11 protein-coding genes are annotated in these 14,409 nt (G+C 72.2%); 8 read left to right on the forward strand and 3 right to left on the reverse strand.

Annotation, left to right across the window (positions count from 1 at the left end; translation table 11 throughout):
• Positions 1-152 precede the first annotated feature (152 nt).
• A complete protein-coding gene (locus KBX63_RS09600) occupies positions 153-575 on the forward strand; it encodes a protein-tyrosine phosphatase family protein (protein WP_210910654.1) in 423 nt (140 codons plus the stop codon).
• 192 nt (positions 576-767) lie between these two features.
• Here KBX63_RS09600 and KBX63_RS09605 read toward each other — a convergent pair whose 3' ends face one another.
• Positions 768-3,062: an excinuclease ABC subunit UvrA gene (locus KBX63_RS09605; RefSeq protein WP_210910655.1), complete on the reverse strand. Its 2,295-nt coding sequence runs from the start codon at positions 3,060-3,062 to the stop codon at positions 768-770.
• 164 nt (positions 3,063-3,226) lie between these two features.
• Between KBX63_RS09605 and KBX63_RS09610 the strand changes: the two genes are divergently transcribed.
• The 3 genes from KBX63_RS09610 (at position 3,227) to KBX63_RS09620 (ending at position 6,140) form a co-directional block, all read left to right on the forward strand.
• On the forward strand, positions 3,227-3,997 hold the full coding sequence (locus KBX63_RS09610; RefSeq protein WP_210910656.1) for a MerR family transcriptional regulator: 771 nt from the start codon (positions 3,227-3,229) through the stop codon (positions 3,995-3,997).
• A gap of 10 nt (positions 3,998-4,007) precedes the next feature.
• Positions 4,008-5,222: a D-alanyl-D-alanine carboxypeptidase family protein gene (locus tag KBX63_RS09615; RefSeq protein WP_210910657.1), complete on the forward strand. Its 1,215-nt coding sequence runs from the start codon at positions 4,008-4,010 to the stop codon at positions 5,220-5,222.
• Positions 5,223-5,291: 69 nt separating this feature from the next.
• A complete protein-coding gene (locus KBX63_RS09620; RefSeq protein ID WP_247662043.1) occupies positions 5,292-6,140 on the forward strand; it encodes a peptidylprolyl isomerase in 849 nt (282 codons plus the stop codon).
• A 177-nt stretch (positions 6,141-6,317) separates the two neighbouring features.
• On the opposite strand, the gene KBX63_RS09625 is transcribed toward KBX63_RS09620, so the two are convergent.
• Together KBX63_RS09625 and KBX63_RS09630 are read right to left on the reverse strand one after the other, a co-directional pair.
• Complete coding sequence (locus KBX63_RS09625; RefSeq protein ID WP_210910658.1) at positions 6,318-7,355, reverse strand: LacI family DNA-binding transcriptional regulator; 1,038 nt, start codon at positions 7,353-7,355, stop codon at positions 6,318-6,320.
• A 223-nt stretch (positions 7,356-7,578) separates the two neighbouring features.
• Positions 7,579-8,631 (reverse strand): LacI family DNA-binding transcriptional regulator, encoded by a 1,053-nt coding sequence (locus KBX63_RS09630; protein WP_210910659.1) that lies wholly within the window; start codon positions 8,629-8,631, stop codon positions 7,579-7,581.
• 137 nt (positions 8,632-8,768) lie between these two features.
• On the opposite strand from KBX63_RS09630, the gene KBX63_RS09635 reads away from it, so the two are divergent.
• The 4 genes from KBX63_RS09635 to KBX63_RS09650 all read left to right on the forward strand — a co-directional run bounded on the left by KBX63_RS09635 (position 8,769) and on the right by KBX63_RS09650 (position 14,407).
• Positions 8,769-10,076, forward strand: coding sequence for an ABC transporter substrate-binding protein (locus KBX63_RS09635; protein ID WP_210910660.1), 1,308 nt, complete (start codon positions 8,769-8,771; stop codon positions 10,074-10,076).
• Positions 10,073-11,071: a carbohydrate ABC transporter permease gene (locus tag KBX63_RS09640; protein WP_210910661.1), complete on the forward strand. Its 999-nt coding sequence runs from the start codon at positions 10,073-10,075 to the stop codon at positions 11,069-11,071. The genes KBX63_RS09635 and KBX63_RS09640 overlap by 4 nt, the downstream gene beginning before the upstream one ends.
• Before the next feature lie 2 nt (positions 11,072-11,073).
• A complete protein-coding gene (locus KBX63_RS09645; RefSeq protein ID WP_210910662.1) occupies positions 11,074-11,934 on the forward strand; it encodes a carbohydrate ABC transporter permease in 861 nt (286 codons plus the stop codon).
• Positions 11,935-12,031: 97 nt separating this feature from the next.
• On the forward strand, positions 12,032-14,407 hold the full coding sequence (locus tag KBX63_RS09650; protein WP_307871669.1) for a glycoside hydrolase family 3 N-terminal domain-containing protein: 2,376 nt from the start codon (positions 12,032-12,034) through the stop codon (positions 14,405-14,407).
• Positions 14,408-14,409: the final 2 nt, after the last annotated feature.

The raw sequence follows: 14,409 nt of genomic DNA on the forward strand, positions 1-14,409 counted from the left end.
AGCCGCGTCGCGCCACTCGCCGAGAGGCGACCTGCACACCGACACCAGCGCCGCCCCCAGCCCACCGGCCGGGGGCGGCGCTGTCTGTGCCGGCTTCCCGGGCGATCAGCGCGGGGACGATGGCCAGGTGCCGGTGGCGGCACAATGCTGGGGTGAGTGTCGCTCAACCATGGTCCGAGCAGTCGAATGTGCTCGTCCTGCCCAGCGGGGCGGCGGTGCGCGGACGGCGCATCGCTGCCACCGTCGAATTGCCCGCCGACTTCGCTCTGCTGTTGGCCCCCGGCCCGGAACCGGCCTGGGCCCACCGGCGGATCCGGTGGCCCGACTTCTGGGTCCCGCTCGATCGGGCGGATGCGCTCGACGCCCTGCGGGCGACGTTGCGGCGGGCGTACGACGGTGAGCGCGTGGAGGTGGCCTGCCGGGGCGGGGTGGGGCGTACCGGTACGGCGTTGGCCGCGCTGGCGATCCTCGACGGCCTGCCGGCTGACCGGGCGGTGCCCTGGGTGCGGGCGGGCTACCACCCGAAGGCGGTGGAGACCCCGTGGCAGCGGCGCTGGCTGCGCCGCCTTGCCTGACCACCGCCGCCACGCACGCCCACTCGCAGCCCGCCCACCGCGCGAGCCGAATCAACGGTGTGCCGGCCCGGACCGCAGGTCAGCGGTGCCGGGACGCGGCCGGTCCGCCCACGTGATTCGTCAGTGATGACGACCGACGATGCAGCGGTGGACGGGCCGGCGCCCCCGAGGTTGCGGCTCGCCGCCGCGACTCTAACCCCGGGTGATCACCGCCGGCTCGGTGACGTACTCGCGCAGGTGGTCGGCGGTGAGCGTGTCGCCCCGGGCGACCAGGTCGGCCGGTGTGCCGGTGAAGACGATCCGCCCGCCGTCGTGCCCGGCGCCCGGCCCCAGGTCGATGAGCCAGTCCGCGTGCGCCATGACCGCCTGGTGGTGCTCGATGACGATCACCGTGTTGCCGGCGTCGACCATCCGGTCCAGCAGGGCCAGCAACTGGTCCACGTCGGCCAGGTGCAGGCCGGTGGTCGGCTCGTCCAACACGTACGTGCTGGTCTTCTCCGCCAGGTGGATGGCGAGCTTGAGCCGTTGCCGCTCCCCACCGGAGAGGGTGGTCAGCGGCTGGCCGAGGCTGAGGTAGCCCAGCCCGACGTCGACCAGCCGGCCGAGGATGAGGTGCGCCGGCCCGCTGGGAAAGAACGCGTGCGCCTCGGTGACCGACATGGCCAGCACCTCGCTGATGTTCTTGCCGCGCAGCGTGTACGTGAGCACCTCGTCGGTGAACCGCCGGCCCTCGCACCGCTCGCAGACGCTCGCTACGCCGGCCATCATCGCCAGGTCCGTGTAGATCAGGCCGATCCCCTTGCAGGTCGGGCAGGCGCCCTCGGAGTTGGCGCTGAACAGCGCCGCCTTGACCCCGTTGGCCTTGGCGAAGGCGGCACGGATCGGGTCGAGCAGCCCGCTGTAGGTGGCCGGGTTGCTGCGTCGCGACCCGCGGATCGGGGCCTGGTCCACGATCACCACCCCGGCCCGGCCGCGCAACGACCCGTGGATCAGTGAGCTCTTGCCGGAGCCGGCCACGCCGGTGACGACGGTGAGCACCCCGAGCGGGATGTCCACGTCCACGTCGCGCAGGTTGTGCAGGTCGGCGTGGCGGATGGCGAGCTGTCCGGTCGGTGGGCGTACCTCGTCGCGCAGGGTCACCCGGTGATCCAGGTGCCGGCCGGTGAGCGTACCGGAGCGGCGAAGGCCGGGAACGTCGCCGGTGAAGCAGATCCGGCCGCCGTCGGCGCCGGCGCCCGGCCCGAGGTCGACCACGTGGTCGGCGATGGCGATGGTCTCCGGCTTGTGCTCGACCACCAGCACGGTGTTGCCCTTGTCCCGCAGCCGCAGCAGCAGGTCGTTCATCCGGGCGATGTCGTGCGGGTGCAGGCCGACGGTCGGCTCGTCGAAGACGTACGTGACGTCGGAGAGGCTGGAGCCGAGGTGGCGGACCATCTTCACCCGCTGCGCCTCACCGCCGGAGAGGGTGGCCGACTCGCGGTCCAGGCTGAGGTAGCCCAGCCCGATCTCGACCAGCGAGTCCAGCAGGTCCCGCAGGTTGGCGATCAGCGGCGCCACCGCCGGGTCGTCGACGGCCCGGACGAACTCGGCCAGATCGCTGATCTGCATGGCCGAGCAGTCCGCGATGTTGCGGCCGGCGATCTGCGAGGACAGGGCCGCCGCGTTGAGCCGGGTGCCACCGCAGGCCGCGCAGGTGGTGAAGGTGACCGCCCGGTCGACGAAGGCGCGGATGTGCCCCTGCATCGACTCGCGGTCCTTGGCGAGGTAGAGCCGCTTGACCTTGACCGCCAGGCCCTCGTACGTCCAGTTGTTGCTGCCCATCTTGATTTTCGTGGCCGGCTTGTAAAGGAAGTCCTGCCACTGCTCGGGGGTGAAGTCCTGGAGCTTGACGTCCGGGTCGAACAGGCCGGACCCGACGATGGTCTGCCAGTACCAGGAGTCGACCGCGAAGTTGGGCACCGTGATCGCGCCGTCGTTGAGCGAGCGCTCGACGTCCACCAGCTCGTTGACGTCGAGGTCGGAGACCCGGCCGAGCCCTTCGCAGGTCGGGCACATCCCCTCGGCCAGGTTGAAGCTGAACGCGCCCGCGCCGCCCACCGACGGTTGGCCGAGCCGGCTGAAGACGATCCGCAGCATGGCGTACGCGTCGGTGGCGGTGCCCACGGTGGAGCGGGAGTTGACGCCCATCCGCTCCTGGTCGACCACGATGGCCGCGCCGAGGTTGCGCAGCGAGTCGACGTCCGGCCGGTTGAGGTTGGGCATGAACGACTGGAGGAAGGCGCTGTAGGTCTCGTTGATCAGGCGCTGGGACTCGGCGGCGATGGTGCCGAAGACGAGCGACGACTTGCCCGAGCCGGAGACACCGGTGAAGACGGTCAACCGGCGCTTGGGGATGTCGACCGAGACGCTGGCGAGGTTGTTCTCCCGCGCTCCGCGTACCTCGATCATGTCGTGGCTGTCGGCGACGGACCATGCTGGCTGCGACATGCGAACCCTTCACGAGATCGTGGCGGGGGAGGCCCCCGCCGGGCTGACGGATTACATTGTCTCATTCATCACTACATAGAGCCTTCTGCCAAGATTTGGCTGGGAGCCACGGCGGAACGCCCCGCAAAGTCTCAAATCACGTGGCAACCGGTACGGTGGCCGGCGTGGACACCGCACCGAAGGACCGCCTGCGGGCGGTGGACCTGGCTGCCACCGTCGGGATCTCGGTGCAGCAGGTGCGCAACTACGTCGAGGTGGGCGTGCTGCCGCCGGTGCGGCGCACCACGAGCGGCTACCGGATCTTCACGACCGAGCACGCCCGGGCGCTGACCGTGGCGCGGCGACTGGCCGAGGGGCACGGCTGGAGCCGTACCCGGGAGATCATGGCGGCGGTGCACAGGGGTGACCTGCCGGCGGCCCTGGCGGCGCTCGACGGTGGCCACGCCGAGCTGGATCGGGAGCGCGCCGAGATCCGTCGGGTGCTCGGCGCCTTCGAGACCGTGCTGGCCAGCCCCCCGGCAACCCGGCCGGCGCCACGCCGTGGCGCCCGCATCGGCGAGGTCGCCGCCCTGGTCGGGGTCCGGACCTCGCAGCTACGGCTGTGGGAGCAGCGCGGCCTGCTCCGGCCGGGCCGCACGCCGGGCACGAAGTACCGGGTGTACGACGAGGCGGAGTTGCGCGCCGCGCAGGTCGTGGCGCTGCTGCGCCGGGGCGCCTACCCGTTCGAGATCATCGAGGCGGTGCTCGGTGAGCTGCGCACCACCGGCAGTGCCCAGCGGGTCCGCGCCGAGCTGGGCCGGCGTGAGCAGGAGCTGCACGCGCGCAGCCTGCGGCGGCTGCGGGGCAGCGCCGCGCTGCACGACTACCTGAGTGATCGGGGCGCCACCACATGGTCGGCCGGCCAACCGGTCCCACCGGGCGATCTTGTTGGCTAGGGTCGGGCCTATGAGAGCTGCGCTGCTGGCTGTCACGGCGTCCGCCGTCCTGCTCGCTCCGGCGCCGGTCACCGCCGCCACCGGCGCCGCCGCCGCGGCGACCGTGCGGTGCCCCAGGGCGCCGGCGCCGGCGGTGTCCCGGCCGCCCCGGCCGTCGCCTCCGGCCGCCGTGCCCGAGCAACGGGTGGTCGGCGGCGCCGGTCTGGCCACCAGCGGCCTGGTCGTGCCGGCCGGCGTCGGGGCGCCACCGGCCGTCACCGCCACCTCGTGGCTGGTCGCCGACCTGGACACCGGCCAGGTGCTCGGTGGTTGCGGCCCGCACGAGTACGGCACCCCGGCCAGCGTGCAGAAGCTGCTACTGGCGGCCACGATGCTGCCCCGGCTGGATCCGAAGCAGACGGTCACCGTCACCGCGGCGGACATGGACATCGAGCCCGGGTCCTCCGCCGTCGGCCTGGTCGAGGACGGCCGGTACACCATCGAGACGGTCTGGCTCGGGCTGCTGCTCAACTCGGGCAACGAGGCGGCGAACGTGCTGGCCCGGCTGGGCGGTGGGGCGGACGGCGTGGCCGGCGGGGTACGCGCCATGAACGAGCAGGCGCACCGGCTCGGCGCACTCCAGACGCACGCGGTCACCGCCTCCGGGCTGGACGGCAGGGGACAGTTCACCAGTGCGTACGACCTGGCGCTGATCGCCCGGGCCTGCTTCGCCGAGCCGACCTTCGGCCGGTACGCGCTCACCGAGCAGGCGCAGATCCCGGCCCAGCCGGCGCAGCGCACCAAGGGTTTCCAGATCCAGAACGAGAACCAGCTCATCTACCGGTACCCGGGCGCGCTCGGCGGCAAGACGGGCTTCACCGATCTGGCCCGGCACACCTACGTCGGGGCGGCGCAGCGTGACGGGCGGCGGCTGGTGGTGACCCTGCTGGGCGCCGAGCCGGCGCCGATGCGTGGCTGGGAGCAGGGCGCGGCCCTGTTGGACTGGGGCTTCACGTTGCCCCGCGACGCCGCCGTCGGCCGGCTCGTCGAGCCGGGCGAGCTGATGGCCACGCCGTCGGCCGCGCCATCCGAGCTGGCCGTGCCCGGTACGCCCCGGCCGGCGGCGGCCAGCGGTCCGGTGCGCTCCGGGTCGGGGTGGCTCTGGTCGGTGACCGCGCTGAGCGGCGCGGGCGTGCTGCTGCTGGGCGGGCTGCTGTGGCGGCGCCGCCGCCGGCGGCTGCCCTGACGGATCGACAACCAGCCTCGACATCCATAGACTCCGGCCTTTCTGGCACCACGAGTCCAGGAGGATCCCTTGTCGAGTGAACTCGAACCGCGGTCCGGCGTGGCGGCACCCCGCCGGTCGGTGCGCGTGCTGAACCGCCTCGCGGGGGTGACGGTGCTCGCCGGCGCGCTGGTCGCCGGCGCGTCCGCCGCCGCCGTCGCCGCGCCGCGCGCGACAGTCGACGCGGTGACCGCGTCCGCCGCGCCGTCGGCCGGCACCGATGCCGCCACCCGCCCGCCGCGCACCACGCACGGCCCGTGCGCGTACACCGAGACGCCCGACGAGCCGGCTGCCCGGCCGGTGCCGCTGCCGCCCGACCCGCGGCGTACGCCGGACCGGGGCACCGTCCGGGTGACGCTGGCGACCAACCACGGGCCGATCGGGTTGACCCTGGACCGGGCGGCGGCGCCGTGCACGGTGCAGAGCTTCCTGCACCTGGTCCGCAAGCGCTTCTACGACCGCACCTCGTGCCATCGGCTCACCGCGTACCCCACGCTGAGCGTGCTGCAGTGCGGTGACCCGTCCGGCACGGGTGAGGGTGGCCCGGGTTACCGGTACGGCGACGAACTGCCGACCGGCCTGCCGCCGGCGCCCACCGACCCGACCGGGGTGCGTCGGCTCTACGAACGTGGCGTGCTCTCCATGGCCAACGCCGGGCCGGACACCAACGGCAGCCAGTTCTTCCTGGTCTACGCCGACTCCGCGCTGCGCCCCGACTACACGATCTTCGGCGAGGTCGACGCGGCCGGGCTGGCCACCCTGGACCGGATCGCCGCCGGGGGAGTGGCGCCGACCGCTGAGGACCCGGCGCCGGTGGACGGCGCGCCGGCGCTGCCGGTGGACATCCGCCGGGCCGTCCGCTCGCACCACCACCACTGACCGTTCGGCGCGGTGGGCGGCCCCGGGTCGCTCACCGCGCCGGCGTGTCGTGGGCGAACCGCCGGGGGTACCCGCCGGCCGGCCGCGGTCGCCGCGTCGCCAGGAGTCGGCGGAAACCGGAACTTTTCGGAGCCGAACCGGAACCGGCGACACCAGCTTCCGACTCGGTCCGGGCCGTCAGGACGGGCCAGGTGACCCGGTCGGCGGGGCGGCGGTGCTGTCCCGGACGACCAACTCGGTGGCGAGTTCCACCCGGGGGGAGTCGATGGCCTCGCCCTGGGCGAGCCGCAGGACGGTCCGCGCGGCCAGCCGACCCATCTCGACCAGCGGTTGCCGCACAGTGGTCAGTGGCGGTGACGCCCACCGCGCCTCGGGCAGGTCGTCGAAGCCGACCACGCTGACGTCGCCCGGGACCAGCAGGCCGCGTTGCCGGATCGCCTCGTAGACGCCGAACGCCATCTGGTCGCTCGCCGCGAAGATCGCCGTCGGCGGCTCGTCGAGGTCCAGCAGCGAGGACCCGGCGGCGAAGCCGGACGCGTGGTAGAAGTCGCCGGGTCGGAGCAGGTGTTCCTCCAGCGGCAGGCCGGCGGCCTCCAGCCCGGCCCGGTAGCCGTCCAGCCGGGCTCGGCTGCACAGCAGGTGCGTCGGCCCGGCCACGAACCCGATCCGCCGGTGCCCGAGCGAGAGCAGGTGCTCGGTCGCGGCGAGCCCGCCGGCCCAGTTGGTGGCTCCTATGGTCGGCACGTCGATGGCGGGCACGCCGGCCGGGTCGACCACCACCACGGGCACGTTGAGCCGCCGCAGCTGGGCGTAGAGCGGCGGGCTGACGTGCGAGGTCACGAAGATGACGCCGTCGGTGGCCCGGGCGCGCAGGTTCTGCAGCCACTGCCGGGCGGCGGTGGACTGTCGGTGTATCGCGGAGACCACGGTGCCCACGCCGGCGGCGTGCCCGACGTCCTCGACCCCGCGGATGATCTCCACGGCCCAGGGGCTGTCCAGGTCGTTGAAGACCAGGTCGACCAGGCCGGCGCGCTGCACCGTGCGGCTGGCGCGACGCCGGTAGCCGTGGTGGCGCAGCAACTCCTCGACCCGTTCCCGGGTGCCGGGGGCCACGTCCGAGCGGCCGTTGAGCACCCGGGACACGGTCGGCACCGAGACTCCGGCCTCTCGCGCGATGGCGCTGATGGTGACCCTGCGTCCGTCGTCCGCGTCCACCCGCGTCTCCTTTGTTCTTTCGGGGGCGGGCCGGACGCCGGCACCGGGATGCCCCGGAGCAGCGTGCCCGTCCCATCGGTCATCTTGCCGCACGGACCGGGGGCTGGCGACAGGGCGGATCGGCGCCGTGTTCCGGGAAGTTGCGGGGAATTCCCGGAAGTCCGGCTGATCGGCACGGGTCGGCGTGTCGCCGGGCCCGGCGCAGCGCCCGTGACCTCGCCGCTCAGCCGCTCGCCGCACCGGCCGTCGGCGGCCGATCGGGCCCGGTGGAGGGCGTGTGCGGGGCGCAGGAAGACCGGACGACCAGTTCGGTCGGCAGCCGGACGTGCAGGTCGCGTTCGACGCCGCCGACGAGGTCGATGAGCAGCCGCATCGCCTCGGCGCCCATGCGCTGCAGGGGTTGCGCGATCGTGGTGAGCTGCGGGGTGGCCAGCGCCGACTCAGGGATGTTGTCGAAGCCGATCACGGACAGGTCGTCGGGCACCGTGAGGCCCACGGTCCGGGCGACATCCATCGTGGAGATCGCGGAGAGGTCGTTGCCGGCGAAGACGGCGGTCGGCCGGTCGGGCAGTGCCAACAGTTCCGCGGCCGTGGCGGCGGCGCTCTCGACCCGGAAACCGCCGACGCGGACGAGTCGTTCGTCGACCGCGACGCCCGCGTCGGCCATGGCTCGGCGGAAGCCGGCCTCGCGAAGGCGCGCCGACTCGAGGTCGGGGCGACCGCTGATGTGGCCGATGCGGTGGTGACCGAGCGACAGGAGGTAGTTGGTCGCGAGCACCGCGCCGGCGAAGTTGTCGGAGTCGACGGTGGGCAGCCCCGACGGGCCGGTGTGGGGGTCGACGGCCACGACATGGAAGCCCTGCTTGGTCTCGACCACCGTCGGCGTGACGATCACGGCCCCGTCGATGAGCGTCCCGGACAGGCGGGCCAGCGAGCGCCGCTCCCAGCCGACGGCCGTGCCGTCGGCGTCGCCGCCGGAGTAGGCGAGCAGCTGGTAGCCGGTGCCGGCGACCTCCTTCGACGCGCCCTTGAGCAGCTCGGTCGAGAACGGCTCGAACTCGGCGACCAGGATGCCCAGGACGTTCGTCCGGTGGCTGCGCAGGCTCTGCGCTCCCAGGCTGGCCTCGTAGCCGAGCTGGTGGATGACCTCCCGGACGCGCTCCACGGTCGCCTGCGCCACGCCGTAGCGACCGTTGACGACCTTCGACACGGTCGCCACCGAGACGCCGGCCGTACGGGCCACGTCCGACATCTTGACACGCTCGGGGAAGGTCACGCCGACGATGATAGAGGGCCACCTGGGACTCGTTGCGGGGGAGTCGAAAACGTTATCGACAACGGTTGACACCCCGTTACGGGACTGTAAAACTCGCCGCACCTAGTACCGCCACTGCTAGTCGAGGAGACGTGTCGATGGCGATGAAGCACCGCGCGGGCGCCACCCTGGCGCTGTTCGTGACCACCGCACTGCTCGTCGCCGGGTGTAACGGCGGCGACAGCGAGGCACCCGCCGAGAACGAGCTCTACAAGAACCCGGTGACCATGACCTGGTGGCACAACGCCTCCCAGGACGGGCCTGGCAAGACCTACTGGGAGAAGGTCGCGAAGGACTTCTCCGCACTGCACCCGACCGTCACGATCCAGATCGAGGCGATCGAGACCAACCAACTCCAGCGCACCCGGCTCCCCGCCGCGCTGCTGAGCAGCGACCCGCCGGACATCTTCCAGGCGTGGGGCGGCGGCGAGATGCGTGAGCAGGTGGAGGCCGACTACCTCAAGGACATCACCGATCAGGTCAAGGACGAGGCCGCCAACATCGGCAGCGCGACCGAGATCTGGCAGGTGGACGGCAAGCAGTACGGCCTGCCGTACCGGATGGGGATCGAGGGCATCTGGTACAACAAGGACATGTTCGCAAAGGCGGGCATCACCGCTCCTCCGACCACTTTCGAGGAGCTCAACCAGGCGGTCACGAAGCTCAAGGCCATCAACGTCATCCCGATCGCGCTGGGCGCCGGTGACAAGTGGCCCGCCGCGCACTGGTGGTACAACTTCGCGCTGCGTGCCTGCTCGGTCGACACACTCAAGAAGGCGTCCGTCGACCTGGTCTTCGACGACCCGTGCTTCGTCAAGGCGGGCCAGGACCTGAAGACCTTCATCGGCACCAACCCGTTCCAGCCGAACTTCATCGCGACGCCGGGCCAGAACGACCCGACCAGCGCCAACGGGCTGGTCGCCAACGGCAAGGCCGCGATGGAGCTGATGGGCGACTGGAACAGGGGCACCCTGGAGACCGTCGCCGAGGACCCGAAAGCGCTCACGAAGTTCCTCGGCTGGTTCCCCGTACCGGCGATCGCCGGCTCCGCCGGTGACCCGAAGGCGGCCCTCGGCGGCGGCGACGGGTTCGCCTGCGCCAAGAACGCCCCGGCCGAGTGCGTCGAGTTCCTCAAGTACATCGTGAGCCCCGAGGTGCAGAAGGGCTTTGCCGAGACCGGCACCGGCCTGCCCGTGGCCAAGGGTGCGGAGGCCGGCGTGGCCGACCCCGCCCTGAAGTCCATCCTGGAGGCCACCTCCGGTGCGACGTATGTGCAGCTCTGGCTGGACACGGCCTTCGGCAGCACCGTCGGCAACGCCATGAACGACGCGGTCATCGCCATCTTCGCCGGCAACGGCAGCCCGGAGAAGGTCGTCGAGGCGATGAAGGCGGCCGCGAAGAAGTGACCTCCATCAACCCGACCCTCAGCCCCGCCGGCGGCACGTCCGTGCCGCCGGCGGGCCCCCCGGCCGCCCGACGCCGGTCGTCCCGCGCTGCCGAGACCAGACGCAAGTGGTACGAGATCATCGGGCTCACCACGCCGGCGGTCGCCGTCTACGTGATGTTCGTGCTGGTGCCGATGGGCTTCGCCGTCTACTACAGCCTCTTCCGCTGGCGCGGGGTCGGGCCGCCCACCGAGTTCGTCGGATTCAACAACTACATCCTCGCCTTCCAGGACCCGATCTTCCTGGACGCTCTGCGCAACAACGCCATCATCGTGTTCGGGTCGCTGCTGCTCCAGGGCCCCATCGCCCTGGCCGTGGCCCTGCTGCTCAACCGTCGCTTCCGCGGCCGAACCGTGTTCCGGCTCCTGGTGTTCGTGCCGTACGTCCTCGCCGAAGTCACCGTCGGCATCATGTGGAAGCTGCTGCTCACCGGCGGCGGCACCGTGGACGCCCTGCTGAAGCAGATCGGCCTGGGCAGCTTCGTGCAGGCGTGGCTCGCCGACCTCGACGTCGTGATCTGGACGATGCTGTTCGTCCTCACCTGGAAGTACGTCGGCTTCGCGATCATCCTCCTGCTCGCCGGCCTGTCGAACGTGCCGCCCGAGCTGACCGAGGCCGCCGCGATCGACGGCGCGAGCTGGTGGCAGACCCAGCGCCACGTGATGTTTCCGCTGCTGGGCCCGACGATCCGGATCTGGATGTTCCTGTCGATGATCGGCTCGCTGCAGGCCTTCGAGGTGATCTGGGTGACCTCGGTGCCCGCGGTCCGGTCGCTCGGAGCCTCGGCCACCATGGCCACCTACATGGTGGACAACGGCTTCTTCGCCCGGCTCTGGGGCTACGGCAACGCGGTCGCCGTGATCCTGTTCGCCATCTCGTTCATCGCGGCGCTGCTGTTCCAGCGGTTCCTCCTGCGTCGCGACATCGAGGGCGCCGTCACCGGAAGGAGGAGCTGACCGTGACCGCCGACGCCGTCCGCCCACCGCCCACCTCGCGCCGACCGTTCTCCTGGGGCAGTCCGCTGACCTACGGGCTGGCCCTCGCGGTCGCCGCCGTCTCCATCGCCCCGGTGGTCTACGTGATCGTCGGCGGCTTCCGCACCACCCCGCAGATCATCGCGGACCCGGCCGGGCTGCCCGACCCGTGGGTGTGGGACAACTACGCCAGGGTGCTGACGCGGAGCGACTTCTGGCAGCAGGCGCTCAACAGCGCGGTGATCGCCCTGGGCACGACGCTCGCCGTCGTGCTGCTCGGCGTCTGTGCCGCGTTCGTGCTCGCTCGCTACAGCTTCCGCGGCCGGGAGGCGCTCTACACCTTCTTCACCCTCGGTCTGCTCTTCCCCTCCGGGGCGGCGATCCTGCCGCTCTATCTGATGCTGCGTGACCTCAACCTGATCAACTCCTACTACGCGGTGATCCTCCCGCAGGTCGCCTTCTCGCTGCCGCTCACGATCGTGATCCTGCGTCCCTTCCTGGCCGCCGTACCCCGCGAGCTGGAGGACGCCGCGGCGATCGACGGCGCGGGTCGGCTCGGTTTCCTCTGGCGCGTCATGCTGCCGCTGTCGCGGCCCGCGCTGGTGACCGTCGGGGTCCTCGCGTTCGTGGCGAGCTGGAACGCCTTCCTCCTGCCGCTGCTCGTGCTCGGCGACGCCGACCTGCACACCCTGCCGCTGGGCGTGCAGAACTTCTCCAGCCAGTACACCTCCGACACCGCAGGAATCCTCGCGTTCACCTCGCTGGCGATGCTGCCAGCACTTCTCTTCTTCACCTTCGCCGAGAAGCAGATCGTCGGTGGCCTGCAGGGTGCGGTGAAGGGCTGAGCAGCACCGGTACGCGCAGAGAGCCGAAACACCGCATAACCGTCTACCTGTTCGCCCGGCGGGCCCTCGTACAGGGGCCGATGGGCGTCGGAGGAAAGTGACCGACAACGTGACGCTGGACATTGAACGAAGCACCGCGATCTGGAACGACCCGACCCAGGAGTTGACCACCCGTGTCGACGCCCTGGTCGCCGCCATGACCCTGGCGGAGAAGGTTTCGCAGCTCTACGGCGTGTGGGTCGGGGCCTCCGCCGACGGCGGTGAGGTCGCGCCCTACCAGCACGAGATGGAGGAGCCGGTCGACCTCGACGATCTGCTCGCCACCGGGCTCGGCCAGCTCACCCGGCCGTTCGGCACCGGACCGGTCGACCCGGCGCTCGGCGCGCTGTCGTTGCTGCGGACCCAGCAACGGATCACCGCCGCCAACCGCTTCGGCATCCCCGCGCTGGCCCACGAGGAGTGCCTGGCCGGCTTCGCCACCTGGGGCGCGACCGCGTACCCGGTGCCGCTGTCCTGGGGGGCCACCTTCGACCCGGCCCTGATCCGGCGGATGGCCGCCTTGATCGGCGCCGACCTGCGCCGCCTCGGTGTGCACCAGGGGCTCGCGCCCGTGCTCGACGTGGTCCGCGACGCCCGTTGGGGACGGGTCGAGGAGACCGTGGGCGAGGACCCCTACCTTGTCGGCACGGTCGCCACCGCGTACATCCAGGGGCTGGAGACGGTCGGTGTGGTGGCCACCCTGAAGCACTTCGTCGGCTACTCGGCCTCCCGGGCCGGGCGCAACCACGCGCCGGTCGGCATGGGCCCCCGGGAGCGGGCGGACGTGATGCTGCTGCCCTTCGAGATGGCGGTCCGCGAGAGCGGCGCGCGATCGGTGATGCACGCCTACACCGACACCGACGGGATACCGTCGGCGGCCGACGAGGAGCTGCTCACCGGCCTGCTCCGGGAGACCTGGGGGTTCACCGGCACGGTTGTCGCCGACTACTTCGGCATCGCCTTCCTGCACACCCTGCACGGCGTGGCCGGCAGCTGGGGCGAGGCGGCCGGTGCCGCGCTCGCCGCCGGGGTGGACGTCGAGCTGCCCACGGTGAAGACGTTCGGCCTGCCGCTGCGGGAGGCGATCGCTGCCGGGCAGGTGTCCGAGGCGCTGGTGGACCGGGCGGTGCGCCGCGTGCTGCTGCAGAAGGCGCAGCTCGGGCTCCTGGACCCGGACTGGAACCCGGTGCCGCCGGCGCTCGACGGCGTCGACGTCTCCGACCCCGACGCCGTGCGCGGCACTGTCGACCTGGACTCGCCCACGAATCGGGCGCTCGCCCGGGAGGTGGCCGAGCAGGCCATCGTGCTGCTGCGCAACGACGGCACCCTGCCGCTCGCCGGGCCGGCGCGGATCGCGGTGATCGGCCCGCAGGCCGGCAGCCCGACGGCGGCGCTCGGCTGCTACTCGTTCCCGGTGCACGTCGGGTCCCGCCACCCGGAGCTGCCGGTCGGCATCGAGCTGCCCACCCTGGCGCAGGCGCTGGCCGGCGAGTTCCCGACGAGCGAGGTGGTCGTCGAGGTCGGTGTGGGCATCGACGACCCGGACACCGGCGGTGTCGCCGCCGCCGTCGAGGCGGCGCGGGGTGCCGACGTGGTGATCGTGGCGCTCGGTGACCGGGCGGGACTGTTCGGCCGGGGCACGAGCGGCGAGGGCTGCGACGCCGAATCGCTGGCCCTGCCCGGGGCGCAGCAGCACCTGCTGGACGCGCTGCTGGACACCGGCACGCCGGTGGTGGTCACCCTGATCGCCGGGCGGCCGTACGCGCTGGGCCGGGCGGTTGACGAGGCCGCGGCCATCGTGCAGTCCTTCTTCCCCGGCGAGGAGGGACCCGCGGCGATCGCCGGGCTGCTCAGCGGGCGGGTCGAGCCGCAGGGGCGGCTGCCGGTCAGCGTGCCGCGCAGCCCCGGCGGCCAGCCCACCACCTACCTCGCCGCCCGGCTGGGGCACGCGAGCGACGTCTCCAACCTGGACCCCACCCCGGCGTACGGCTTCGGGCACGGGCTCAGCTACACCCGGTTCGACTGGTCGGAGCTGGCGGTCGAACAGGCGACGGCGGAGACCGATGGCGAGCTGAGGCTGGCCTTCACGCTGCGCAACAGCGGCGACCGGTGGGGCAGTGAGGTGGTGCAGCTCTACGCGCACGACCCGGTGGCCTCGGTGGTGCAGCCGGTGCAGCGGTTGATCGGCTACCTGCGGGTACCGCTGGACGCCGGCGCCGGCTGCCGGATCGAGGTGAGCGTGCCGGTCGACCTGCTCTCGTTCACCGGGCGGGACGGTCGGCGGGTGGTCGAGCCGGGGGCGTTGGAGCTGCGCCTCGCCTCGTCCAGCGCCCAACCCCGGCTGGTGGCTGCGGTCGCGCTGACCGGGCCGGCGCGGCAGGTGGACCACACCCGGCGGATGCACCCGCTGTTCACCGTCCACCCGACCCCCTGAGC

The organism is Micromonospora sp. U21, from assembly GCF_018070045.1.
GTDB lineage: Bacteria > Actinomycetota > Actinomycetes > Mycobacteriales > Micromonosporaceae > Micromonospora.